Here is a 26,153-nt window from a genome sequence, read left to right on the forward strand (position 1 = left end):
AGTTTTAACATAGTAAATGACTTGTTTGAGAATAGATGAAGGCTTCGGTTTGTGATAAATCGAAGCCTTTACTTTATATTATGGAGTCCTATGAACTTAGAATGTTTATTTCTTTTTGGCTGCGACGGCCAGTAACACTCCCAATACGATGCCTAATACGGCAGCAAATAATACTCTCATAGTTGGTGGGAGCAGGAAAGTGATGGTGTGTGCCGGATACCAGAACAGAGGAATGGTTTTCTTGAATACGAATCCCCAAAGCACCGCCCAGTTCAGTTCTGTGATAATCTGTTTCATGGGGATGGGAGTAACCAATGCCTTTACCGAACCGGCGCAATTGCTTATGTGTGTATCGGTTATTTTGTGAAGGGTCATAAAGACAGGGGCGAAGATACTGTTCATGGCAACAGAGATGGCTAATGCTATCATTATTTTTTCGAGGCACATTTCTCCGTTGATAGTATCGGAAGCATTTGCCATGCCCATATATTCCATAAACATCGGCACTCCTTTTGAAAAGATAATCATAGCCATATTGATACCCATACCCAGCAGTCCCCATACTGCCATTCGGGGAATGACTCCGAAAGTGCGGTTGATGTAAACTCCGGTACTGATGCGCAGGCCAATCATTTCGCCCATGGTAGAAAGGATGGCAAACTTCAGGAAACTCATTGTCATGCCGTGGGCGGTGTTGAATGATTTATACCATTCATAAACGGCGTCACTCACAAAGAAGGGGAGAAAGATGGCAATAGCCACCAAAAGAAAGATAAAATCGCTCTTTTTCATTGATTAAGTAGTGCTTTTTAGTAATAGATGTGACAAACATACGAAAAAACTTCAGATTTCCTATCAAAAAACTTTCTTTATTTTATTGCTTTTTATGATTGGCATGAGAAAAATAATCGGAAAAAGGATGAAGTGTTTGGCGGGAAAGGTTGTTCTTGTGATTATAATGTGTATTTTTGTGATAGAGTAATAATGAAATCTTTTATAGAATATGAAGACACCGCTTCTTTCGTTTTTATTTTTTCTAGTGATATTGGGAGCATGTATATCCGATAGGCAGCCGGCACCGGTGATTGATTATAGTTTGTTGGTGAATCCGTTTATCGGAACTGATTTTACCGGAAATACTTATCCCGGTGCTCAAGCACCATTTGGCATGGTTCAGCTAAGCCCGGACAATGGCTTGCCCGGTTGGGACCGCATCTCCGGTTATTATTATCCCGACAGTACCATTGCCGGTTTCAGCCATACGCATCTTTCAGGAACAGGGGCCGGTGATTTGTATGATATCTCTTATATGCCTGTCACTCTGCCTTATCATGAAGCCGAAGCCCCTTTGGGCATTCATTCTAAATTCTTACATTCGGATGAAGAGGCTTCCGCAGGATATTACCGTGTATTGCTAAAGGACTACAACATTAATGTGGAGTTGACTGCGACAGAGCGTTGCGGCATTCAACGTTATACTTTTCCTAAAGCACAGGCTGCCGTATTCCTGAATTTGAAGAAAGCGATGAATTGGGATTTCACACAAGATTCTTATATTGAAATTGTGGATTCATGCACCATACAGGGGTATCGTTTCTCTGACGGTTGGGCGCGTGGACAGCGTGTCTTTTTCCGTACTCGTTTTTCCAAACCTTTCAAGTCTTCCGAAATAGATACTACTGCCGTTGTGCAGGATGGCAAATCTATAGGAACTGCTTATGTAGCCCGTTTCAATTTTGATACGGCAGATGGGGAAGAAGTGGTGTTGTGTACGGCACTTTCGGGAGTAAGCATGGAAGGTGCGGCCAAGAACTTGGCGGTTGAGGCTCCGCACAATGATTTTGACAGGTATGTGGCAGAGACTAAAGAAAGCTGGAACCGTGAGCTTGGGAAGATAGAGGTCGGAGGTATCTGTAGTCTGGATGATAAAGTGAATTTCTATACCGCTTTGTATCGTACCATGATAGCGCCCACTGTCTTTAGTGATGTGGATGGTTCGTATTATGGTCCTGACCGGAAAATACATAAGGCGGATGGTTGGGTGAATTATGGTACTTTTTCTTTATGGGATACTTATCGTGCCGCTCATCCGCTTCTTACTTATACCGAGCCTGTTCGTACCAATGATATGATAAAGTCTTTCCTGGCCTTTTATGACCAGAACGGCCGCCTTCCGGTTTGGAACTTTTGGGGCAGTGAGACTGATATGATGATTGGTTATCATGCTGTTCCTGTTATTGTGGATGCTTATTTGAAAGGAATAGGTGATTTTGATGCCGGAAAAGCATTGAAGGCTTGTGTTGCCACAGCCAACTTGGATAATTACCGGGGAATCGGGCTTTATAAAAAGCTCGGCTATATTCCTTATAATATAAAAGATGAGTATAATTCCGAAAACTGGTCACTTTCCAAAACACTGGAGTATGCTTTTGATGATTATTGCATTGCGGAGATGGCTCGTAAGATGGGGAAGACAGAACTGGCAGAGGAGTTTTATAAACGTTCTCAAAACTACAGGAATGTGTTCAACCCCGCTACGGGATTTATGCAACCCATTGATGACAAAGGTATTTTTATCCGACCTTTCTCTCCCGATGACTATACTGCTCATATTTGTGAAAGCAATGGTTGGCAATATTTATGGTCTGTGCCTCAGGATATTCGCGGACTGATTACTTTGGTCGGTGGAAAAAATCGCTTTGCCGAAAAGCTCGACAGTATGTTTACTTATATTCCTGCCGGAAAGGAGGATTTGCCTATTTTCAGTACCGGCATGATTGGACAGTATGCTCACGGCAATGAACCGAGTCATCATGTCATTTATTTGTATAATAAAGCACGTCAGCCGTGGAAGACTCAGAAGTATGTGGCACAAGTGATGCATAATCTTTATTTTAATGCACCGGCCGGACTGTGTGGAAACGAAGACTGCGGGCAGATGTCTGCCTGGTACGTATTCAGTGCTATGGGCTTTTATCCGGTTAATCCTGTAAGTGGTGAGTATGAAATAGGGACTCCGTTATTCCCCGAAATGCGTATGCATCTTGATAACGGAAAAACGTTTACGGTGCTGGCACCGGCTGTCAATCGTGAGAATATCTATGTTCAGTCGGTCAAACTGAACGGAAAACCATACGACAAGAGTTATATCACCCATCAACAGATTATGGATGGGGCTACCGTAGAATTTGAGATGGGGCCAGAGCCGGGAAAGGTTTGGTATCGGTAATATATTTTGTTGGAAATGAAATAACATCAATTATAAAGCAATGAAACTCAATATACTTGTAAGCGGTTGTCTGGCAGGATTATTATGCTTGAGTGCGTGTTCTCCCCAAACGACGGAATTGAAAGAATACACTGGTTATGTTAACCCTTTCATCGGAACGGGAGGGCACGGGCATACGCATCCGGGTGCAATGCTGCCTCATGGAATGATTCAACCGGGCCCCGATACACGTATCGATGGCTGGGACTCCTGTTCGGGTTATTATTACGAAGACTCCACCATCAATGGTTTTGCTCATACGCGTCTCAGCGGCACGGGGTGTGCCGATTTCGGGGACTTTCTTCTGATGCCTACCGTGGGTGAGCAAAAGGTGGAATATCTTGGTAAAGAGAGCCAGAAACGTCCTTTCGCTTCTGCCTTTTCACACAGCAACGAGTATGCCGAACCGGGATATTATTCGGTTTTCTTGGATACTTATGGTGTGAAAGCCGAGTTGACGGCCACCGGGCGTGCTGCCATGCATCGTTATACTTTTCCAGAAAGCAATGAATCGGGCTTCATTCTGGACATGGACTATAACATCCAGCAGCAAATTAATCAGGCTATGGCTGTGGAGGCTGTCAATGATACTGTGCTCCGCGGATACAAGCGCAGTGCTTATTGGGCTTGGCAACAGGACCTTTATTTCTATGCAGTTTTCTCAAAGCCTTTTACCCATACTCTCTATACTGATACTGTTGTAGAGGGCGGACAGCAGATTCCCGTTTGCAAAATGCTGCTCCATTTTGATACGGCTAAAGATGAGCAAGTAATGGTTCGTTTCTCTATTTCATCTGTCGACAGTGAAGGAGCCAGGCAGAATCTTTTGGCTGAGTTGCCCGATTGGAATTTTGACAAGGTACGTGCTGATGCCCGTAGCATCTGGAATGATTGTCTGTCGAAGATAGATGTGAAAACGGAAGATCCCGACCAACGTGCCATCTTCTATACCTCTATGTATCATGCATTTTTAAGTCCGAACTTGTTTACCGATGTAGACGGACGTTATTTGGGTATGGACTTGAAAGTGCATACCACCGATAAGGAAGATCCTGTGTATACTACTTTCTCTATTTGGGACACATTCCGTGCATTGCATCCTTTACTTACCATTATAGATCCTCAGACCAACGAAAGCTATATCCGTTCGTTGCTGAAGAAACAGCGTGAGGGAGGTGTTTTCCCAAAATGGGACTGTGCTGCCAATTATACGGGAACGATGATTGGCTATCATGCTGTCTCTATTATCACTGATGCATACGTGAAAGGGTATCGTGATTTTGATGTTCAAGAAGCCTACAAAGCCTGTCTGCGTGTTGCCGAATATGACACAACCGGTATTGTCGGTCCGAAATGGCTGGTTCCTTTTGTGATGCCTCGCGCGCGTTATTATAAGGATGTAATGGGGTATATTCCTTGCGACTTCGAAAACGAGTCGGTGGCAAAGGCTTTGGAATATGCTTATGACGATTGGTGCATTTCTGTTTTGGCAGATAGCTTGGGAGATATGGAAACAAGAGATAAATATGCTCGTTTTGCCGGTGCATACAAGTCTTATTTCGATTCCGAAACTCGTTTTATGCGTGGATTGGACAGTAAAGGAAAATGGCGTACTCCGTTCAATCCTCGTTCGTCTACTCACCGTAATGACGATTATTGCGAAGGTACGGCTTGGCAGTGGACTTGGTTTGTGCCTCATGATGTACCCGGTCTGGTCGGACTGATGGGAGGAGAAGATGCTTTTGTCGGCAAGCTGGATTCCCTGTTCGCTGTTTCTTCCGAACTTGAGGGAGAGACAGCTTCGGCAGATATCTCCGGCCTTATCGGACAATATGCTCATGGCAATGAACCGAGTCATCACATTATTCATCTGTATAACTATGTCAATCGTCCGTGGCGGACGCAGGAGTTGGTCGATAGTGTGCTGCATAGTCAGTACCGCAATGCTCCCGATGGGCTTTCGGGCAACGAAGATTGCGGTCAGATGTCAGCTTGGTATATTCTGAATGCGATGGGCTTTTATCAGGTATGCCCCGGTAAGCCGGTTTACTCTATTGGCCGTCCCTTGTTTGAAGAGGTGACTATTCACTTGCCCAGTCAAAAGGAGTTTGTCATTCGAACGAAGAATAACTCAAAAGAAAATAAATATGTTCAGTCCATTGTGTTAAATGGAAAACCGTTGGAACAGCCTTTCTTTACGCACAGCGACCTGACGGCGGGAGGGGTGATGGAAATCAGTATGGGGGCTGAACCGTTAAAACCATAAACTAATCCGGGACACGATGATAAAGAAATTTTTCCTTTCAGCTATAGCTCTTTGCCTCACTTTATGGGTGCAGGCAAAAGACTATGTCGGCTATGTGAGTCCGTTGGTGGGGACTCAGTCCTCCTTCGAACTTTCCACCGGCAACACTTATCCTGCGACTGCCCGTCCGTGGGGAATGAATTTTTGGACGCCCCAAACCGGGAAGATGGGTGACGGATGGCAGTATGTTTATACCGCCAACAAGATTCGCGGTTTTAAGCAAACTCATCAGCCCAGTCCGTGGATAAACGATTACGGTCAATTTTCTCTGATGCCTGTCACCGGAAAACCGGAGTTTGATGAAGACAAGCGTGCCAGTTGGTTTTCCCATAAGGGGGAGGTATCGCATCCTTATTATTATAAGGTATATTTAGCGGAACACGATGTCGTGACCGAACTTACACCGACCGAACGTGCGGTTATGTTTCGGTTCACCTTTCCCGATAATGATTCTTATGTGGTGGTTGATGCTTTCGACCGCGGTTCCTTTATCAGGATTATTCCCGAAGAGAATAAGATTATAGGCTACACCACACGTAACAGCGGAGGTGTTCCCGACAACTTCAAGAACTATTTTGTCATTGAGTTCGAGAAACCTTTTGTCTATCGGGCTACTTTTTCCAATGATGTAGAACCTAAAAGAAAAAAGGATAAGGTTTCCCTTTCTTTAAAAAGGGACGTCATGGAGCAGACTGCTTTCCATGCAGGAGCCGTAATCGGTTTCAAAACCGGTAAAGGTGAAGTGGTACATGCCCGGGTAGCCTCTTCGTTTATCAGCTTCGGACAGGCGGAAGCAAATCTTCGCGAATTGGGTACTGATACTTTTGATGCGTTGGTACAAAAAGGTAAGGATGCTTGGAACCGGGTGCTGGGCAAGATAGAGGTGGAAGGCGGAACAGACGAACAATATCGTACATTCTATTCCTGCCTTTACCGTTCGTTGCTTTTCCCGCGTAAGTTTTATGAAATGGATGCGGAGGGACGACCGATACATTACAGTCCTTATAATGGAAAAGTATTGCCGGGCTATCTGTATACCGATACCGGCTTTTGGGATACATTCCGTTGTCTGTTTCCATTGCTTAACTTAATGTATCCGTCGGTCAACAGAGAAATTCAGGAAGGTCTGATAAATACATATAAAGAAAGCGGCTTCTTTCCAGAATGGGCGAGTCCGGGACATCGCGGTTGTATGGTGGGGAATAACTCGGCCTCTGTTTTGGTGGATGCCTATATGAAAGGTGTGCGTGTGGAAGATGTGGAAAGTCTGTATAAGGGGTTATTGCACGGCACTGAAAATGTGTATCCCCAAGCTTCCTCCACCGGACGTTTGGGATATGAATATTACAACCGTTTGGGGTATATCCCTTATGATGTAAGCATCAACGAGAATGCTGCCCGCACGTTGGAGTACGCTTATGATGACTGGTGTATTTATCGTTTGGCTAAGGAATTGAAGCGTCCGCAGAAAGAAATCAGTCTTTTCGCGAAACGTGCCTTGAATTATAAGAACCTGTTTGATAGTGAAAGCAAGTTGATGCGTGGCAAGAACAAGGACGGAAAGTTTCAGAAGCCGTTTTCTCCACTGAAATGGGGTGATGCCTTTACCGAAGGAAACAGCTGGCATTATTCCTGGTCGGTATTTCATGACCCTCAGGGATTAATAGACCTGATGGGAGGTAAGGAAATGTTTGTCACGATGCTCGACTCGGTATTTGCCGTTCCTCCTGTTTTCGATGACAGCTATTACGGACAGGTGATTCACGAAATACGTGAGATGACTGTAATGAACATGGGGAACTATGCACATGGCAACCAGCCTATCCAACACATGATTTACCTTTACGACTATGCCGGACAACCTTGGAAAGCGCAATATTGGTTGCGTGAGGTGATGAACCGTATGTATACTTCGGCCCCCGACGGATATTGTGGAGATGAGGACAACGGTCAGACTTCGGCCTGGTATGTATTTTCTGCATTGGGCTTTTATCCGGTATGTCCCGGAACGGATGAATATATTCTTGGTGCACCGCTGTTCCGCAAGGCAACCCTTCACTTTGAAAATGGAAACGACTTGGTACTCTCTGCCCCCGAGAATAGTGAAGGAAACCGTTATATTGACCAAATGGAGGTCAACGGCCAATCTTATACGGCCAATTTCCTGAAGCACGGTGAAATGTTGAAGGGTGGCAAGATAGAGTTTCGTATGTCCGCCTATCCTAACTTGCTGCGAGGAACACAAGAGTCTGATTTGCCCTATTCCTTCTCAAGGGATGCTGTGCATTAGGCATTGTTTCACTTCCTGCCCATCGTTTTAAAACTTTTCCGGCTACTTTAAAAAGGGCCTTGGTCTTATTGAAAAACACTTAAGTTCCTTTCAGAAAGACCTTGGTCTTTTTTTTTAATCTCAAGATTTCTCCATTATGATACGTTGACATCCGTTAAGATTTACAGAACAGAAGTAAAACAAACACTTGATGATGCTTAATCTATTGGGAACGTGGTGAATAAGGTTTTGGGAGAATGAAGAAAAAAAAGTGTATCTCTTACTAAGAGATACACTTTTCGATGCAAATTTACACAAAGTTTTGATAATTAAAACTTTTTGAGAAGAAAAATCACAAGGCAAGTGCAAAAATATCTTTAGTCTTAAGTTATAGGACACTTTTTTATCGGCTTAAACTATTAATAATAAAGCGGTTATGTGCGTTCGGTGTATCTCTTACTAAGAGATGCACCGAACGCAACCCTTTTTTAAGGGTTTGAAAAATGTGTAATTATCTGAAATAGAGACGATAAAAAGAGAGTACAATGGACTACCTGTTCCTACATCGCGACAAGCGCACCTTTACTTCCGAAAGGCAGAAGAATCTGCTCTTCCGGGCTGCCCATCTTTACTGGGAGCAGAAGTTTGCAGGCCGTAACGTGGAGCAGGCAAGGAAAGTCGATTGTGAGCTATATAAATATGTATTGTACTATTTGGAAGTGCGCCAGGTGTTTCTTGACCCGAAGCTCTCACTGAATAAGCTGAGCGATATGATTGAAACGAACCAGACTTATCTGTCGAACGTGGTGAACCGCTACTTCGGTTGTCACCTGAAAGATTTGGTGAACACATACCGAGTAGAATATGCCAAGGAGCTGCTCCGTTCAGGCAAGTGTCCGTTGGAGGAACTGCCCCAACGATGCGGGTTTCTGTCGCGAAGTACATTTTACACTTCCTTTAAGAAGGTGGCGGGCGTCTCTCCAAAACGCTATATGAAACAAGAACAGAGGGCGATACAGTCCTCAGAACCAATAGAATATGTATAACCAATTTTAGTTTTTTAAATTTATAAATTTAAAGTTTTTCTATTATGAACAAAAAGTTTTTAAGTGCAACCCTGTTCGGAGCCTTGATGGTTTCGTCAACAGGAACATTCGTGTCTTGTAAAGATTACGACGATGATATCGACGCAATCAACAAGAAACTGACTGATTTGAAGTCTAAGCTTTCAGACCTTGAAACCAAAGTAAATGCCGGTGGTGCTTACGTTACCAAGATTGAATCTGTGGACGGCGGTTTCAAAGTATCGGTAAGTGACGGTACTTCTTATAATCTGACTGTTGCTAGCGCTGCTGCCGGTAGCAAGGTCGTGATTGACGACAAGACCGGTGAAATCAGCATTGATGACAAGGCTACAGGCTGGTTTGCCACTACCGGTGAAGGTGAAGAAGCAGTGGATATGACTCCGTATGTAGAAGACGGATACTGGTATCTTTATGACAAGACAGCCAAAGAGTTTGTTAAGTCGGAATACAAAGCTGCCGGTAATGCTTATGCAGTAGTGGCTAACGGTATCTGTACATTGAATATACCCGACGCTGACGGTAAGATGCAGACAGTTCAGTTGCCTACTACTTCGGCTGCTATCACTAGTGTACAATTTATAAATGTAACTAACGGAGCTGTTGAAGCTAATCCTGAATACAAATTGAACTATGGTATAGCAACAGTAGCCAATGCAAAATGGGATGGTCCTAAAGGTGCGATTGCTAAAGATCAGCTGTTGGTAGGTACTATCGAACCTCTTATTTTGCAAGTATATCCTTCTTCTGCAGACTTGTCTAATGCAGATATTAAGTTGGTGGGTAGTGATGGCACAGTTGCTCCGGTTAAGGTAACGGCTACTCCGTTTGAAGGTATTATTACCAAGGCTGCTTCTGCCAATGGTCTGTGGAATCTGAATATCGAGCCGGATGAAACGGTAACAGATAAGACTATTACAGATGCATTTAAGGCTGAAACTAACAACTATGCTTATGCATTGCAAATCAATGGCAATATTCTAACCGGATATGCTTCTAAAGTTACTCTTGCTGATAAGTCTAACGCTACGGCTCTTGTAGCTGCTGATGTTACATACAATGCTGAAACTCTTAGCTCAGTTAAAGTACCTTTCGGTAAAACAGTCACTCTTGAATTTGACGGAACTAAAGCATACGATGCTTACTTGACTCCGGAATCGGCTAGTGCATTAGAATTGGCAGGTGTTACTATTGATGGTAAGACGATGTCATTCACTTCTACAGAAAAGGCTGCTGGAAAGACGGTTCAGTTTATGGTGAATTTCGTAAACTTTAAGGGAGCAACCGGTACTTCTTTTGAGGTAACAGTAAAATTCGAAGGGGCAACTGTTGATCCTGAAGCTCCTGTAGCAGCAGTGAAATATACAGCAACTGATGGGGTTAAACCTATCATTATTGATTTAGGTACTACATTTACAAGCTTGAGTGCTCAGACTGCTACAGCGTTGGCTGCTGTTACTCCGACTTGGAATGTGATTTCTATTGACGGTAAAGCGGTAGCTACAACAGACCAATCTACCGCTAACGGTAAGTTTGCATTTACAATGGCTCAGGTAAAATACTACTCAGACTTGAATGCTGATGGTACACCGAAAACAGAAGTTACTCCTATCAATAATGCCGATAATCTTAAGAAGGTTAAGTATGCTGTATTTGCAAATGCTGATTATCAAGCAACTGCAGCTCCGGGTGCTTATGTATTGAACATGAAATTTGCTGATGCTAGTGGTAATGAATTGAAGAAAGTCGTTGCTCCTGTAACCATCTCTGTTCCTACATTCACAGACTTGTTCTCTAAGGTTACTTCTGTATGGAATGCAGATAAGACTGTATTGAATGCTTTGTTGGTTGGCTCTGCTGATGCAACAGTTGCTAAACAATATGTAATGACTAACGCATTCAAGGCTGTAGAAAATTCAGGTGCGGATTGGGATAACTTAACTTTTGTTCCGAAACAAATGACTATTAATAGTGTTGCTACTGATGTTGCTACCTATACTGTATCTGGTTCAATCTTGGCAATGACTGATGAATTGCTGAAAGACGGTGCAGTAAGAGGCAATGTAACAGTAGAAGGTGCATATTCGATTAACGGTAAAGCAGGCTTGAAAGTTGAAGTTCCTGCATTTGCAGTAAACTTTATGTCTCCGTTCAATGATGCGGTGCTTAACTTCTACAAAGCCGGTAAAGTGGCAGATTTGAATGTTGCAATTACATCAGATGGTAAAGGTACTATTGCTAAATTTGATGAAACCAAAGCAGCTGGAAAAGAAGAAGGTTTGCAATTAGTTGCCAGCAGTGCAAAGGTGGCAGTTTACAATACAATGACATTGTTTGGTGCAACAAATGATAAGTTCACATTCGTAGTTAAGGGTGAAGGTGTTCCTACCGGTGCGACAGCTAAATTATCTGCTGACGGTATCGCTTTGGAAGGTATGACTTATGCTCCTAACTATTCAGCAACTCTTGAAATGACAGTTACAGCATTGAATGGTATTAAGACTACCGTTACATTGCCTATGACTATCAATAAGCCCTAATCATTATCCTAAGTATATTATCTACTTAAGATAGATGAATCATTAAAGAAGGTGTCCTTTGATAAAAGGATGCCTTCTTTTTTGTGCCCCTAAACACAATTCCATAATCATTGATAGGTAGAATAGGATAGAAGTTGGTATTTTTGCTTCAGACTGTTGATGTGCAATATATTGCGTACTTTATCAACCTTGGAACTCTATTTCTTACCCTTCCTCATTTTAGCGTTTATCCTAGCGGAATATTCCATAAAGGAATTGACGATCTTTGTGGGGAAGTCATTCGTCACATGGGTGCTTCTGTGTCAGAGTAATGTTGCCGAATAAAGATAAAAGAACTGTCGGCTAATGGTCTTTATCTTATTGAAAGTATTTTCGAGAACTCTGTTACTAAATCCATCCGTCCAAGTCCTTATATGCCCGCTCTTTGGTAATCCTTTATATGGAAAATCGGATTTTAATATATGATTAAGATATAAATTCAAAAAGAAGGCTTATCTTTGTTGCCTTGCATGAATTCTTTGTAATTTAGCCAAGCACCTATGTTAACTGTCCATTGTAATTTATTGTTTGTGCTTATGGGGGGATTGTTTATAACAATTGTATTATGAGTTAATATAGATACTTGTATTGCAACGTAATTATAATACTTGTTAGAAATAAATATTATAACATTTTATTCAAATGTTCACCTTAAGTGACGAAGAACCATAACTTTATAGTTTTTGTTTAGTCATGCAAAACTATAACGATATAGACCTGCTATTTATCCGCATACTCACAAGGGATGATGTTACGGCATACAAGAAATTGTTTTTCGATTTCTTTGCTCCCCTGTGTCTTTTTGCAAAAAGGTATGTGGAACAAAAGGAGGTATGTGAGGACATTGTACAAGGGGTTTTTTTTCAGTTGTGGAAGAATCGCCATCAGATAACCATTACCACTTCTGCACGGAATTTTTTAGTGACCAGTGTGCGCAATGCTTGTATAGACTGGGTAAGAAGGAGGGAGTTGGAAACGGCTTATCAGGAAAAACAATTTGTGAGTGGAGTTTCAAATGAAGAAGACACAACTATACTGTATGCTGTTTCCGAACTGGAAGAACACCTAAATATGGCATTGGCCAAATTACCTGAAAATGTACGTCATACTTTCGAGATGAATCGTTTTGACGGTAAGACCTATCTTGTAATAGCAGAAGAATGTGGAATTTCAGTAAAGACGGTGGAGGCGCATATCAGCCGGGCCTTGAAGTTGTTGAGAAGCGAGCTAAAAGACTTTCTTCCTCTTCTTTTACTATTTTTAGAGCCTTGATGATAGGGTAAATTCTTTTTAATTCGTCTATATAACCTAAGAATTAAGAATATATGGAAACAAAAGAAGATAAAATAGTGGCTTATCTGAATGGAAAGCTGTCATTGGAGGAAGAAAAGGTTTTTGAGAGGGAATGTGCTCAATCTGAAGAACTCCGGAAGGAATTAGATGACTATCGGTTTATTTATCAACAAAGTGCTTTGCTAAGCGAGCAATCGCAGTTTCGGACTCGGCAAAATTGGGATCAACTGGAGAAACGGATACGTTGGGAACAATGGCTGTCCAAGGCTTGGAAAGTGGTGCGTAATGCTGCTGCCATTTTGTTATTGCCACTGCTCGTTTCTCTTTTCTTTTTATGGGAAGAGGAGGAAAAAATGCCACATATAGCTGGATGGGTGGAAGTGACATCGGTGCGCGGAACTGTTTCCAAACTTGTTTTGCCGGACAGTACGGTGGTATGGCTTAATTCTTCATCAACTCTACGTTATCCGCGTGAATTCTCTACAGCCGAAAGGAAAGTGGCCTTGGCAGGGGAGGCTTACTTTAAGGTAAAGGCTGATAAGAAACATCGTTTTGATGTTTCTACCCCCGATGGTATGACTGTCAGCGCTTATGGAACGGAATTTAATGTCTCGGCTTATGACACCGATCCGGTGACAGAAGCAACTTTGGCTCAAGGGCATGTGGAAATATGGATGGGGGATAAAGCATTAACCGAATTAAAGGTGGGTGAACAGGCTATATTACATAAAGCAAAAAATACTTTAAATGTCACTTCTTGCGATTTGGCGGAGGAGACAGGGTGGCGTGAAGGAAAGTTGATATTCCGGCGGGCAAGTCTGGACGAAATATTGCATAAGCTTTCTCGCCATTTTAATGTGGATTTCGTTGTGACTGGACAGCATACCGATCATTACGAGTTTTCTGCAACTTTTGTCAATGAGAATCTGACCGAAATATTTTCTATACTTGAACGTACGGCTCCGATGCATTTCAAGATCATGGAACCGGAAAAGCAAGATGACTATACCTATCGTCGTCGTAAGGTGATTCTGAAACTTGAATAATTATAGGGAAAGGCTTTCGATATAAATTAAAAAAAGTTCATTTTTTCCATAGGGTGCATTAATGTCTCATTCGTCTATTATGCGAAACTATTAATAAACCTATTGTTAACTTTAAATTTGGAAAGAATGGAATTAACTTTAATGACATGCTGCCGAAAACCGTTTACCGGACGGTTAGGGCACAAAATTCCTTTAGCTATGAGAGTGACACTTATTTTACTTTTTGCAGTCTTTCTTAACCTGAAGGCTGGCAATGTTTTTTCGCAAACATTGCAGAATGTTTCTTTAGATATGAAACAAAGTAGTGTAGAGAAGGTCTTGAATGCAATTGAACGCCAATCGGGATTTTATCTGGTGTATAACAGTAAACTGATTGATGTGGACAGGCTGGTGACAGTGAAAGTTAAGGACCGTCCGATAAGTGTCGTATTGGAAGAACTGTTTAAAGGTACTTCAGTAAAGTATGAGATTGATGGGAATCATGTCATCTTGACGCCCGGAACGGATGTCTTACAGCAGTTAGGACGAAAAGTGACGGGAGTTGTACGCGATGCAACCGGGGAACCTGTTATTGGTGCTAATGTAGTGGTAAAAGGTAATGAAGCGCAGGGTACCATTACGGATGTAGACGGAAAGTTTGCATTGGAGGTCTCTGAGGATGCCATACTGTACATCTCTTTTATTGGATATATTCCGAAGGAAGTTGCCGTGAAGGGGAAGAGCACGGTGAATGTGGTGCTGGCAGAAGATTCAAAGACATTGGATGAGGTAGTCGTTGTTGGTTTTGGGTCGCAAAAAAAGGTGAACCTGACAGGGGCGGTTACTGCAGTAAGTATGGATAAAGTGCTGGGAGAACGTCCGGTTACAAATATTACTACTGCTTTGCAAGGGGCTGTTCCGGGACTGACCTTTTCAACGGATGGAGACAACGGCGGACTTCAACCGGGAGTTGGTAAGAAAATCAATGTACGCGGCATGGCTTCCATTAATGGTGATGGAAGTCCTCTTATCCTAGTGGATAATGTGGTGACGGATAATATCAATCTGATTAATCCGGAAGACATTGAAAGTGTATCGGTACTGAAGGATGCTGCCTCAGCAGCCATTTATGGAGCACGTGCAGCATTTGGTGTTATTTTGATTACGACCAAGCAGGGGAAACGCAATGACCGACTTTCCATCAATTATAGTGCCAACTTTGCCTTTTCTAAAGTGACCGACCGTCCGCGTGCGGCTTCACCCATGCAGACGGTAAAGGGCTTGAAGGATATGGGATATTCGGCCTATTGGACGGGGCAGAATATTGATACTTGGCTCGGATTACTGGAAGAATACCAAAATAGCCCTTCCAAATATCCGGATGGATGGACAGACATTGATGGAACAAAATATTTTCTGCGTCAGACGGATGTTATCGGTGATATGCTGGAAACCGGATTTAAACAGACTCATAACGTGTCTGCTACCGGGGGCAGCGAAAAAATAAATTACCGTATGGCATTGGGGTATACGAATGAGGACGGTATTCTGATTACCGATAAAGACGGTTATCGGCGTGTCAATGCATCATCTTATATCAGTGCCGACATAACGAAGTGGCTTACTACTTCGCTTGACGTCAAGTTTGCCAATGGAACACGCTCTTTCCCCAATGCGGGCTGGCATCAGCAGTTTTGGCACTTGAATCGTCCCAGTTATCATCCTATTGGCACCTTGCCTTATGAAGGAGTTGACTGCTTGGTACAGACTCCTGAAAATGCCATCAATCAGGCAAGTGAACAGACTTGGAATAATCGTAATACACGTTTGTTTTCACGTACGGTTCTGAAGCCTTTGAAGGGATTGGAGGCTGTATTGGAGTATACTTATGATTATACAGTAAACCGGAATCGAAAATATAATAATTACTTCGTGCTCCATCAAGGATTACAAGATGCACTGAATCCATCTGATCCGAAGAATGAGTTTTATATGGATCGCCGGTTTGTTTCTTATAATTCACTGAATCTTTATGCCACCTATAAATTTGATATTAATAAGGAACACAACTTTACGTTGATGGGAGGGTTTAATCAGGATTCACGCAATTTTGAACGTCAATGGTCTAAGAACTTCAACATGATTAGTAATGATCTTCCTTCATTAGCCGGTGGTACAGGTGTTGTGGAAACTTCGGACAGTTATGATGAGTATGCATTGCGAGGGGCATTCTATCGTATTAATTATAATTATAAAGACCGCTATCTGATTGAAACCAATGGACGTTATGATGGTTCCTCTAAATTCCCGAAAAAGAATCGCTTCGGTTTCTTCCCTTCTGTATCCATCGGGTGGAACATTGCAGAAGAAGCATTTATGACTCCGTTGCGAGAAGTACTTTCATCCCTAAAGTTACGTGGCTCATGGGGACAACTTGGCAATCAGGCCATAGATAATTATGGATTTTATTCTGTAATGAATCCTGAAGATGCCAAATGGATTTATAATGGGAAAGTACCTACGACCTTGACTGCACCGGGACTGGTACGTGCCAACTATACATGGGAAAAAGTGGAAACTATTGATGTTGGAATAGACTTTTCACTGCTGGGTAATCGTTTAAGTGGTACATTCGACTGGTATCGTCGAGATACGAAAGGAATGTTGGCTCCAGGAATGGATTTTCCTGCGGTAGCAGGGGCGGCGGCACCTTTACAGAATGCAGCCGACCTGCGTACCAACGGTTGGGAACTTAGTATTTCATGGCGTGACCAGATACGTGACTGGAATTATGGTATCGGATTTAACTTATATGATTCTCGTACTAAAATCACTCGCTTTAATAATGATACTTATTCCCTTTTTACCACGAAGAATGGTCAGGAAGTCAATCAATATTATAAAGGTTATGAAATAGGAACCATTTGGGGATATGTGACAGACGGATTTTATACCGATGATGATTTCAATACAGACGGAACTTTGAAGGATGGTGTGGTAAACATTAACGGAGTGGCTATCCAGCATCCGGGTGATATTAAATATATGAATTTGCGTGACAGTGAGAATAGTACAAACCGTATAGACCGCGGCGATGCTACATTGGATAATCCGGGTGATTTGAAGATTATAGGCAATAATGCTGCACGTTACAATTTCGGTATAAACGGATTTGTAAGCTGGAGAGGCATTGATTTTTCTTTCCTGATGCAGGGGGTGGCGAAACGTGATGCATGGATAGGTGGTGAGATTATGTTCCCTCATGCCGGAACCTTTTCGACGTTCCTTTCCCATCAAATGGATTATTGGACTCCCGAGAATCCAAATGCTTATTATGGACGAATCTATCAAAACGCACAATACGCCCATAGCGTAAATCAATGGACACAGACTAAGTTTCTGTCTAATGCCGCTTATCTGCGTATGAAAAATATTACTTTGGGTTATAATCTGCCAAAGTCTCTCTGTCAAAAGATGTCGCTTACCGGTGCTAAGGTATTTTTTAGCGGTGAAAATCTATTTACCATTTCCAGTCTGCTGTCGGGAATAGACCCAGAAGCTTTGAGTTGGCAATATCCTATGACGGCTACTTATTCATTTGGCGTTAGTATCAATCTTTAAAAAGACATTCATTATGACTACAAAAAAATATCTATATATTGGATGCCTCTCGCTATTGACTGTGATGCAAGCGGGATGCAATGACGGTTTTCTTGACAAGGCTCCTGTTGACAAATTGACGGATAAAACAGCTTTTGTAACTTATGAAAACTTCCAAACTTACGGTTGGTCGCTTTATTCTGTTTTTTCTGATGATAACCATTTGCAACGTATTAAGGATGCCGGAGCACTTTATCAGGGAGATGTGGAAGCTAATTATCTGTATAATTCTAATGGAACCAACCGTTGGGCGTGGCAGACTGTTAGCCCTGAAACAGCTCCGGGAGGATGGGATTTCTCATATATCCGTAAGGTGAACACGTTACTCGATAATATTGATGCATCTGCCATGAGCCAAGGGGATAAAGACCATTGGCGTGCTGTAGGTCTTTTCTTTCGTTCTTATCGTTATATGGAGTTGATGTCGCGGTTTGGTGATGTACCCTGGATAGACCATGTATTGGGCGAAAATGAATCAGAAATTATTTACGGTTCTCGTACTTCTCGTGACGAAGTGGCAAATCATATACTTACAGACTTGAAATGGGCTGAAGAACATATCAAATTGAACGGTGAAGGAGATAACACCATTGGGCGGGATGCTGTGCGAGCTTTACTTTCACGTTTCTCGTTATTTGAAGGTACTTGGCGTAAATACCATGGTTTAGGAGGTGAGAAAACTTATTTGGATGAGTGTATACGGGTAAGTGAATTGTTGATAAAAGATTATCCTCAGATAGGGGAAAACTATCAGCATTTATGGAGCACGGAAGATTTGCAAGGCTATCCCGGTGTCATTCTGTTTAAGGAATACAGGGAAAATGTGATTATGCAACCGTTTTCACGTCACGAACGAGGGGGAGGGCAACAGGTTGAGATGCATGCCCGTACTGCAGAACGCTATTTGTGTGATGACGGATTGCCTACATCTGTTAGTCCTCGGTATGAAGGAGCCGGTTCACAATCGACTATGGCTGATGAATTCCGTCACCGTGACCGTCGTTTACTTTATCGGGTTATTCCGCCTTATCGTGTACAACGGTTACCGGGTGGAAATGTGCAATGGGAATATACGGATGATCCGAAAGATCGTGAATATTTGGATTTGATGAATGAACTGGATAAGACAGGGAATCGTCCTTTCCCTGTATGGTCTTGGCAACCGTTTACTATAGATCGTATGCCGCATATCAAGGGAGCCGCAGGTTCTTTAGCTCCTATGTCCAATAATACAGGATATTATGTATATATGTTTTATAATGTGGAAACGAATGTAACCGGCGGTGCTGAGTTTTCGACCACTGATTCACCTATATTTCATATTGAAGAAGTGATGCTTAATTATGCTGAGGCTATGTTTGAGCAAGGGAACTTTGATCAATCTGTAGCCGATCTTACCATTAATCGTTTGCGGCAGCGCGTAGATATGCCCGCTATGACTGTAAGTAGCATTACAGAGACTTTTGATCCTGCTCGTGATCCTCGTGTGCCACCGGTGTTATGGGAAATCCGGCGTGAAAGAATGGTGGAATTGATGGGCGAAGGATTTGGCTTTCATGATATCCGTCGTTGGAAGACGGCAGATTGGTTTATTAATCCTCAACCCTTGGGAGTGCGTATGAGTGAGCAATTCCGCACGGAAATGCCTACTTCCATGAAATGGATGATGACCGGACCTGATGCGGGGCGTTGCTATAAACTTGATGCGCCGCTTAGTCAAGGCAAAGGATGGAAGGAACATTATTACCTTTATCCGATACCTGTGACACAATTGGTTTTGAATGAACAATTAAAACAGAATCCGGGATGGTAATCTAAATTGGGAAAATTACCGGAGAACTTTCTAATAATTAGGACTCTCTGGTAATCTTTTCTTGTGAACCTATTCTTTTGAGAAAATAAAATAGTCGTTATCTAAATATTATAATTTTTTATGTATCGAATAATAAAGCCCAATATCATATGTACAGCATTCGCTCTAGGGTTGACTATGTTTCCATTGTCGGCTGTCCATGCAGTAACATCTTCTTCCTCTGATTCGTTCACACATCCTAATATTATTTATATTTATGCTGATGATATGGGGATGGGTATGTTGTCTGCTTATGGGCAACAGCAATTCACGACCCCTAATATTGATCGGTTGATACAGCATGGCACTTCTTTCAGTCGTGCTTATGGCTGTATGCTTTCTGCCCCGGCGCGTGCTTCGTTACTTACAGGGTACCATGATTGTCATGGCACAGATAAGTGGAATATTTCTAGAGGTGCTGCTTTTTCAGTTTCTTTGTCTGATACCGCTAGTATTGCTAAAATGGAAAAAGAAATAAATGCAGAAGATGTCCGTCTGCCGGAGGGGGATTTTTATTTACCCCAGATATTTAAGAAGGCCGGATACACTACAGCTCAAATAGGCAAATTGGAATGGGGCTTCACTGCTACGCGTAAGCAGATGCGAGATCACGGTTGGGATTATTATTATGGTTATTTGGATCATGCACGTTGTCATGGGTTTTATCCTCCTTTTCTGTTTGATAATGGGCATATTGTTCCTATCAGTGGAAACACATTAACTAATGGAGGGAAAAGTATAGAGAATGAAACTGCTGAAACATTAGCAGAACGACGGAACCGGATAGGAAAGGAGGTCTATTCTCAGGATTTGTTTTTGGAGAAGATACTTGCTTTTTTACGTGAACATCGTGATGAACCTTTTTTTCTATATCATCCTACTCAATTGCCTCATGGTCCAGTGGCTATCCCTGCCATTCATCCCGAAGTGGCTGCTAATCCGTCATTGACTCCTATAGAACGTGAATATGCTTCAATGGTAAAACTGCTGGATGATAATGTGGGTGTTATCCTTGCCGAGTTGGAACGGTTGGGAATTGCAGATTGTACTGTTATTGTATTCTCTGCTGATAACGGGCATGAAATTTATTACTCACAGAAAGGACGGTGTGAGAAACCTTACCGTAACTTACAGACAGGACAGTTGTTTAATAATTATACAGACAAGTACCGTAGTTCTGTTAGTGGAGATATTTTCAATGGTAATGCCGGCATGGCAGGGTTGAAACGTAGCAATTTGGAAGGAGGAGTTCGTATACCGCTTGTGTTTTATGGTCCCGGTATTGTTCCTGCTGGAAAAGTAAGTGATGCTTTAGTTGCCAATTATGATTTTTTGCCTACCATGGTGGAATGGTTGGAACTTTGTTTGGAAATGCAACAAAAGGATGGACGTTCGTTCTTATCCCAATTACTGAAGGGAGAAACAGGGAATATTCATCCGTATATTGTGTTCGGGTCGAATACAGGACCGGGTATTGTAACAGCAGACGGCTGGAAGCTTCGTTATTATTTGTCTCGGAATGAAATAGAACTCTTTTTCTTACCGGATGATCCGCAAGAATTAAATGACCTTTCAAGTACTCATTTGGATAAAGTGCATGAGTTGAAAAGAATATTGTTAAAAGAATGTGGTGGTACGCTGCAGAATGGAGTGAATAAAGCGGGGTAAGCGATTCCATAGCTAAGAGGAGTTATTCGGTTTTTTGGGATGACTTCTCTTTTTTTGTTGTTGGATAGATCAATCAAACAGCCTTTCAACAGGAATATTATCAAAACTATTACTACTTTTGCAAATCCTTTAAATGAAACTTTAGATAGAGGCAGTATGAAACACATTTTATTTCTTGCAATAGCCCTTTTGTCGTTGGCGGGCTGTATGAAAGAAAAAACGACAGACATTCGTTGGGCTACATTCAATGTTCGCTATGATAATCCGCAGGATAGCTTGAACAACTGGCAGTATCGCAAAGCACGCGTATGCAAATTCATTCAAGAACAGAAAATAGATATCCTCGGTATGCAGGAAGTATTACACAACCAGTTCCTCGATTTGCGTGCCGGACTGCCTGAGTACGACGGTATCGGTGTCGGCCGTGATGATGGCAGGACTGCGGGAGAGTATGCTCCTTTATTCTATCGGAAAGATAAATACGAGGTGTTGGATTCAAATACTTTTTGGCTGGCTGAGAATCCGGACAGTGTAGGTATGATGGGGTGGGATGCTGTTTGTGTGCGTATTGCTACATGGGCTAAATTCAGAGAGAAATCCACCGGAAAGATATTTATGGCAGTAAATACCCATTTCGACCATATCGGTGAAGAAGCGCGTCGTCAAAGTGCGTTGCTCATTATCAGAAAGATTAAGGAAATAGTAGGCGGGCGTCCGGCTGTCGTGACAGGTGATTTCAATGTGACGGATGCAAGCAATGCGTATGCAACCATTACTACGAATGAGTTTGCCATGAAGGATGCTTATAAGATAGCCGACCGTGTGACCGGTGTGGATTATACGTTCCATGACTTTGCCCGCATTCCGGCAAAGGATTGTGAGAAGATTGATTTTATATTTGTCACTCCGCAGATAAGAGTGAAGGGATGCGATATTCCGGCGGAAGTCCCCGATGCTCTGTTGTCCGACCACAATCCTCAAGTGGCTGATTTGGAATTTTAGCTGTACTCCATATAATCTTTGTCCCGGATACGATTGGATAATTCTAACAGAAGGAATTAGGAAACTTGAGGAAGAGTTTCTATCTTTGTGTGATAAAGGATGCCTAAAAAGATGTATCATGGAAAAAGTAAAAGGATTGCCTTACGGTGTGGCTCGGTTTGAGGAAGTGAGGAATGAAAATTTCTATTATGTGGACAAGACAATGTATCTGCCGTTGTTGGAAGCTACGAGTAAGTATTTGTTTCTGATTCGTCCTCGTCGTTTTGGTAAGAGCATGTTCGTCAGCATGATGGAAGCCTATTATGACATTGCCAAGGCAGACCGTTTCAATACACTGTTTGACGGACTTTGGATTCAGCGGAATCCCACTCCGTTGAAGAATTCGTTTCAGGGACGTCTTCTTATCGTAAACTTAAAATAAGGAGCTATGATGAAGATAAAAGGCTGGATTTTAACTGTGATGTGTGGTCTCCTGTTGTGTATAATGGGCATCACATGGGTCGTAATGGTGCTGACGGGGCAACCGGAGTTGGCAAATGAACGGTTATGGTGGTGGCTGTTGATAAATCTTGGTGTGATGAGTTTGCTGTTTGCTTACGGAGTGAAACGGGGAATTCAGTTGTTGCGTATCTTTCGGATTCCGAAGAGTAGACTGACACGTTCTCCCGGTGTTGTCGTTTGTGATTACGATATTAGCCTGAAGAAATATGCACTTTATAAATTATGGGATATTCGTCATTTTAGTTTTTCCTTATTGTTTGTCATCTATCTGTGTATTGCATTGTGTACGGGATACTATATTGCTCCCGAAGGGCAAAGTTTGTTTACTCCTCTACTGATTTTGTTCCTGTGTCTCTTTTATATATTGATTATGCTTCCCATACGGCTGAACAAGATTTACAGGAAATCCGTTGCTGGGCATACTTGGGTTGAAATGACTCCTGAAGGACTGGTATATGACAGGGCGGAGCAGAAGAAAGAGATTGCTTGGGAGGAGCTGGCAGGCATAGCCCTTTATAAGGATTATTGTTTCTTATATGGTAGAGGAAGAGAATTCCTGGTTGTGACTTCGGACGAGAGAGTGAAAGAATCGCTTCTTTACTATCTGAATGTGAGAAAAGTAAAGTAGAAGGGTGAAGTGTTTTCCCTCAAAACGTTGTTCCTGTTGTTATAATGTGTATTTTTGTATTCATTAAAAACCAAATCAAAAAATACGTTTATGAGCAACTTATCTAACATGCCTTGGGAAGATCGTCCGGCCGGTTCGAAAGAAGTGGTGTGGCGCTACTCTGCCAATCCTATCATTCCGCGCGATTTGCTTCCTACTTCCAATAGTATATTCAACAGTGCTGTGGTGCCTTTCGGTGACAGTTATGCCGGAGTGTTCCGTTGCGATGACACGAATCGGCGCATGCGTCTGCATGTGGGCTTCAGCAAAGATGCCGTTCATTGGGATATCAATCCCGAACCTTTGAAGTTTGAGTGCGACAATGCGGAAGTGGGCGAATGGGTGTACGGTTACGACCCGCGTGTTTGTTTTATAGAAGACCGTTATTATGTCACCTGGTGCAACGGTTACAAAGGTCAGCCTACTATCGGTGTGGCGTGGACAAAGGACTTCAAGACGTTCCATCAGTTGGAGAATGCTTTCCTGCCATTCAATCGCAACGGAGTGATGTTTCCGCGCAAGATAAACGGCCGTTATGCCATGTTGAGCCGCCCGAGCGATAACGGACATACTCCGTTTGGAGATATTTATTACAGTGAATCACCCGACATGGAGTTCTGGGGACGGCATCGGCTGGTGATGAGTCCGGCTCCTTTTGAAGTGAGTGCATGGCAGTGCCTGAAAATTGGTGCAGGGCCTATTCCTATCGAAACACCGGAAGGCTGGCTGCTGATTTATCACGGAGTGCTCCGCTCGTGCAACGGTTATGTATATGCTTTCGGCTCGGCATTACTCGATTTGGACGAACCGTGGAAAGTGAAATACCGTTCGGGAGCCTATCTGCTTTCGCCGCGTACTCCTTACGAATGCATGGGCGACGTGCCCAATGTGTGCTTCCCTTGTGCTGCACTGCACGACGAAGAGACAGGACGCATCGCCATTTATTATGGCTGTGCCGATACCGTGACAGGACTTGCCTTCGGTTATGTGCCTGAAATTATAGAATTTACGAAACGTACTTCCATCATTTAACTCAAATGATTATCTTTGCGGCATAAAGAAACAAGCAAAGATTTCATTATGATGAACCGGAACGTACTTCATTTGACATGTCCTCCTATACCTGTCCTCCGCATTGGCTTTGTGGGGCTGGGTAATAGGGGGATTTTGGCTCTTGAACGATATATGCATCTGGAGGGTGTGGAGGTAAAGGCGATATGCGATTTACGCCCTCAGAATATAGAGCGTGCCACTGCGTTGCTCAGTCGTTTTAACCGCCCTGCGGCTGTTGCTTATGGCGAAGAAGGGGGATGGAGACAATTGTGCGGACGTGCGGATATTGACTTGGTTTATATTTGTACGGATTGGCTGACACATACCGATATTGCGGTATATGCCATGCAGCAGGGACGCCATGCCGCCCTTGAGGTGCCTGCCGCCATGAGTGTGGCGGACTGCTGGCGCTTGGTGGATACCGCCGAGCAGACACGCCGGCACTGCATGATGTTGGAGAACTGTTGTTATGATGCTTTTGCCTTGACTACTCTGAACATGGTGCAACAAGGTGCATTGGGCGAGATAACCCACGCCGAAGGAGCATATATCCATGATCTCCGCCGTCATTATTTTGCCGATGAAACGGAAGGCGGCTATCATAATAATTGGATAAAGCTTTATAGCCAGCAGCATACCGGAAATCCGTATCCCACTCACGGGCTGGGCCCTATCTGCCAATGGATGGACATTCATCGGGGGGACCGCATGGAGTATCTTGTATCCATGTCATCGCGTGAAGCGGGGCTGTCGGCTTATGCCCGCAGGCAGTTTGGCATGCATTCCGCCGAGGCTGCACAACCTTATCTGATGGGAGATGTGAATACGACATTGATTCGGACGGTCAAAGGGCGTACTATCGTATTGCAATATGATGTGACGACTCCGCGCCCATACAGCCGGCATCAGACTGTGTGCGGCACAAAAGGCTTCATGCAGAAATATCCCATGCCTTGCATCCTGCTGGATGAGTATGGTAAGGAGCCCTTGGCAGGAGAGGAATTTGAGAAAGTAATGGAACGTTATAAGCATCCGTTCACTGCTACCATCGGTGAGGAGGCAAAGCGGAAAGAGATGCCGAACGAGATGAACTATATCATGGATTATCGTCTGGTGCATTGCCTGCGCAATGGTCTGCCTTTAGATCAGGATGTGTATGATGCAGCCGAATGGTCGTGCATCACGGAGTTGAGCGAACTTTCGGTGCGGCAAGGCAGTGTTCCGGTAGAGATACCGGATTTTACACGGGGAAATTGGGAAGGAGACAAGTGATGTTCTTGACAGTAGAACGATTAATATAATGTGGCGGTTCTTCATATTTGCTTTGTTTTTATGGTAAAAGAGTCAAGAATCCGTTTTATCTCTTCGATTTTCGCCGGATTCTTTTTGGCATAATTCTCTCTCAGCCTTATGGTTACACAATGTACTATATCGTCATCTTGCTGTAATAAATAGTAAACACGATATGTATTCCATGTCTTATCATATTCTTGGCTCTCTTGCACAATGACAAACCTTTCTTGATTCTTATCGGATTTGATTTTCGTTTTGCTGCAGAGCCGGATAGGACCGGAAATCTTTTTCATTTCCAATTCTTCTACTTCTTTTAAAGTAATAGGGGATGCCTTATCTGTTTTCTGATAGCTTTCAATGAAACACAATACATGATTCGGTAAGTCTTCCCGGAAATTAATCAATGGAGTTTCCCATATCAGATAATAGAGATGACAACCGATAGACCGGGCGTCTCGCTCTTCCGGTATGATGCCGTTGCCTTTTTCATTCTTTGTGCTCCAATGGCAAGGCAAGGTTATGGAGTAGAACTTATTGCTAATTTCTTTCCATTCCTCATTATGTTGCTTGGTGAAGGAGCAACATAACAGGAACAGTAAGGAGTAGAAGATAGCAGATTGCTTGTTCATGAGTGTC

Annotated in this window: 16 protein-coding genes and 1 pseudogene; 15 read left to right on the top strand and 2 right to left on the bottom strand. The window is 42.9% G+C overall.

All coding sequences use genetic code 11. The features are described 5' to 3' along the window. Nucleotides 1-105 precede the first annotated feature (105 nt). Complete coding sequence (locus QYT14_RS05710) at nucleotides 106-792, bottom strand: hypothetical protein (protein ID WP_237039119.1); 687 nt, start codon at nucleotides 790-792, stop codon at nucleotides 106-108. 211 nt (nucleotides 793-1,003) lie between these two features. Here QYT14_RS05710 and QYT14_RS05715 point away from each other — a divergent pair, with 211 nt between their 5' ends. The 15 genes and pseudogenes from QYT14_RS05715 to QYT14_RS05785 all read left to right on the top strand — a co-directional run bounded on the left by QYT14_RS05715 (nucleotide 1,004) and on the right by QYT14_RS05785 (nucleotide 25,496). After that, nucleotides 1,004-3,229 (top strand): GH92 family glycosyl hydrolase, encoded by a 2,226-nt coding sequence (locus tag QYT14_RS05715; RefSeq protein ID WP_237039118.1) that lies wholly within the window; start codon nucleotides 1,004-1,006, stop codon nucleotides 3,227-3,229. A 40-nt stretch (nucleotides 3,230-3,269) separates the two neighbouring features. Then, nucleotides 3,270-5,534, top strand: a complete 2,265-nt coding sequence (locus tag QYT14_RS05720) for a GH92 family glycosyl hydrolase (protein WP_288325872.1) — start codon at nucleotides 3,270-3,272, stop codon at nucleotides 5,532-5,534. A 16-nt stretch (nucleotides 5,535-5,550) separates the two neighbouring features. Further along, nucleotides 5,551-7,863 carry a GH92 family glycosyl hydrolase gene (locus QYT14_RS05725; protein WP_288325871.1) on the top strand — a complete coding sequence of 771 codons (2,313 nt, stop codon included), beginning with the start codon at nucleotides 5,551-5,553 and terminating at the stop codon, nucleotides 7,861-7,863. A gap of 524 nt (nucleotides 7,864-8,387) precedes the next feature. Then, nucleotides 8,388-8,888 (top strand): AraC family transcriptional regulator, encoded by a 501-nt coding sequence (locus tag QYT14_RS05730; RefSeq protein ID WP_289826312.1) that lies wholly within the window; start codon nucleotides 8,388-8,390, stop codon nucleotides 8,886-8,888. Between the two features lie 44 nt (nucleotides 8,889-8,932). Next, nucleotides 8,933-11,464 (top strand): hypothetical protein, encoded by a 2,532-nt coding sequence (locus QYT14_RS05735; RefSeq protein WP_288324989.1) that lies wholly within the window; start codon nucleotides 8,933-8,935, stop codon nucleotides 11,462-11,464. 732 nt (nucleotides 11,465-12,196) lie between these two features. Further along, nucleotides 12,197-12,775 (top strand): RNA polymerase sigma-70 factor, encoded by a 579-nt coding sequence (locus QYT14_RS05740; protein ID WP_288324990.1) that lies wholly within the window; start codon nucleotides 12,197-12,199, stop codon nucleotides 12,773-12,775. 53 nt (nucleotides 12,776-12,828) lie between these two features. Beyond that, on the top strand, nucleotides 12,829-13,842 hold the full coding sequence (locus QYT14_RS05745) for a FecR family protein (RefSeq protein WP_288324991.1): 1,014 nt from the start codon (nucleotides 12,829-12,831) through the stop codon (nucleotides 13,840-13,842). A 291-nt stretch (nucleotides 13,843-14,133) separates the two neighbouring features. Then, entirely contained in the window at nucleotides 14,134-17,442 is a 3,309-nt protein-coding gene (locus tag QYT14_RS05750) for a TonB-dependent receptor (protein WP_288324992.1), read from the top strand. 13 nt (nucleotides 17,443-17,455) lie between these two features. Next, on the top strand, nucleotides 17,456-19,294 hold the full coding sequence (locus QYT14_RS05755) for a RagB/SusD family nutrient uptake outer membrane protein (RefSeq protein ID WP_288324993.1): 1,839 nt from the start codon (nucleotides 17,456-17,458) through the stop codon (nucleotides 19,292-19,294). Nucleotides 19,295-19,414: 120 nt separating this feature from the next. Further along, entirely contained in the window at nucleotides 19,415-21,001 is a 1,587-nt protein-coding gene (locus QYT14_RS05760) for a sulfatase-like hydrolase/transferase (protein ID WP_288324994.1), read from the top strand. 156 nt (nucleotides 21,002-21,157) lie between these two features. After that, complete coding sequence (locus QYT14_RS05765) at nucleotides 21,158-22,003, top strand: endonuclease/exonuclease/phosphatase family protein (RefSeq protein WP_288324995.1); 846 nt, start codon at nucleotides 21,158-21,160, stop codon at nucleotides 22,001-22,003. A 118-nt stretch (nucleotides 22,004-22,121) separates the two neighbouring features. Then, nucleotides 22,122-22,394 (top strand): annotated as a pseudogene (locus QYT14_RS05770) (AAA family ATPase); the annotation flags it as partial. Nucleotides 22,395-22,430: 36 nt separating this feature from the next. Next, nucleotides 22,431-23,132, top strand: coding sequence for a hypothetical protein (locus tag QYT14_RS05775; RefSeq protein ID WP_288324997.1), 702 nt, complete (start codon nucleotides 22,431-22,433; stop codon nucleotides 23,130-23,132). Nucleotides 23,133-23,222: 90 nt separating this feature from the next. Next, complete coding sequence (locus QYT14_RS05780) at nucleotides 23,223-24,203, top strand: glycoside hydrolase family 130 protein (RefSeq protein WP_288324998.1); 981 nt, start codon at nucleotides 23,223-23,225, stop codon at nucleotides 24,201-24,203. A 48-nt stretch (nucleotides 24,204-24,251) separates the two neighbouring features. After that, the gene (locus QYT14_RS05785) at nucleotides 24,252-25,496 is read left to right on the top strand and encodes a Gfo/Idh/MocA family oxidoreductase (protein ID WP_288325000.1); all 1,245 of its coding nucleotides are present in this window, start codon (nucleotides 24,252-24,254) and stop codon (nucleotides 25,494-25,496) included. A gap of 41 nt (nucleotides 25,497-25,537) precedes the next feature. Here the strand turns inward: QYT14_RS05785 and QYT14_RS05790 are convergent, their stop codons facing one another. After that, nucleotides 25,538-26,146, bottom strand: coding sequence for a hypothetical protein (locus tag QYT14_RS05790; protein WP_288325001.1), 609 nt, complete (start codon nucleotides 26,144-26,146; stop codon nucleotides 25,538-25,540). Nucleotides 26,147-26,153 lie beyond the last annotated feature (7 nt).

The sequence above is a fragment of the uncultured Phocaeicola sp. genome (genome assembly GCF_948499155.1).
GTDB classification, from domain to species: domain Bacteria; phylum Bacteroidota; class Bacteroidia; order Bacteroidales; family Bacteroidaceae; genus Phocaeicola; species Phocaeicola faecalis.

What these genes read in the sequence shown, in the direction of transcription:
- QYT14_RS05725 (WP_288325871.1), top strand. Translation starts at nt 5,551, where the DNA reads ATGATAAAGAAATTTTTCCTTTCAGCTATAGCTCTTTGCCTCACTTTA.
- QYT14_RS05765 (WP_288324995.1), top strand. Translation starts at nt 21,158, where the DNA reads ATGAAACACATTTTATTTCTTGCAATAGCCCTTTTGTCGTTGGCGGGC.
- QYT14_RS05775 (WP_288324997.1), top strand. Translation starts at nt 22,431, where the DNA reads ATGATGAAGATAAAAGGCTGGATTTTAACTGTGATGTGTGGTCTCCTG.
- QYT14_RS05740 (WP_288324990.1), top strand. Translation starts at nt 12,197, where the DNA reads ATGCAAAACTATAACGATATAGACCTGCTATTTATCCGCATACTCACA.
- QYT14_RS05745 (WP_288324991.1), top strand. Translation starts at nt 12,829, where the DNA reads ATGGAAACAAAAGAAGATAAAATAGTGGCTTATCTGAATGGAAAGCTG.
- QYT14_RS05715 (WP_237039118.1), top strand. Translation starts at nt 1,004, where the DNA reads ATGAAGACACCGCTTCTTTCGTTTTTATTTTTTCTAGTGATATTGGGA.
- QYT14_RS05780 (WP_288324998.1), top strand. Translation starts at nt 23,223, where the DNA reads ATGAGCAACTTATCTAACATGCCTTGGGAAGATCGTCCGGCCGGTTCG.
- QYT14_RS05730 (WP_289826312.1), top strand. Translation starts at nt 8,388, where the DNA reads ATGGACTACCTGTTCCTACATCGCGACAAGCGCACCTTTACTTCCGAA.
- QYT14_RS05750 (WP_288324992.1), top strand. Translation starts at nt 14,134, where the DNA reads ATGAAACAAAGTAGTGTAGAGAAGGTCTTGAATGCAATTGAACGCCAA.
- QYT14_RS05790 (WP_288325001.1), bottom strand. Translation starts at nt 26,146, where the DNA reads ATGAACAAGCAATCTGCTATCTTCTACTCCTTACTGTTCCTGTTATGT.
- QYT14_RS05760 (WP_288324994.1), top strand. Translation starts at nt 19,415, where the DNA reads ATGTATCGAATAATAAAGCCCAATATCATATGTACAGCATTCGCTCTA.
- QYT14_RS05735 (WP_288324989.1), top strand. Translation starts at nt 8,933, where the DNA reads ATGAACAAAAAGTTTTTAAGTGCAACCCTGTTCGGAGCCTTGATGGTT.
- QYT14_RS05785 (WP_288325000.1), top strand. Translation starts at nt 24,252, where the DNA reads ATGATGAACCGGAACGTACTTCATTTGACATGTCCTCCTATACCTGTC.
- QYT14_RS05710 (WP_237039119.1), bottom strand. Translation starts at nt 792, where the DNA reads ATGAAAAAGAGCGATTTTATCTTTCTTTTGGTGGCTATTGCCATCTTT.
- QYT14_RS05720 (WP_288325872.1), top strand. Translation starts at nt 3,270, where the DNA reads ATGAAACTCAATATACTTGTAAGCGGTTGTCTGGCAGGATTATTATGC.
- QYT14_RS05755 (WP_288324993.1), top strand. Translation starts at nt 17,456, where the DNA reads ATGACTACAAAAAAATATCTATATATTGGATGCCTCTCGCTATTGACT.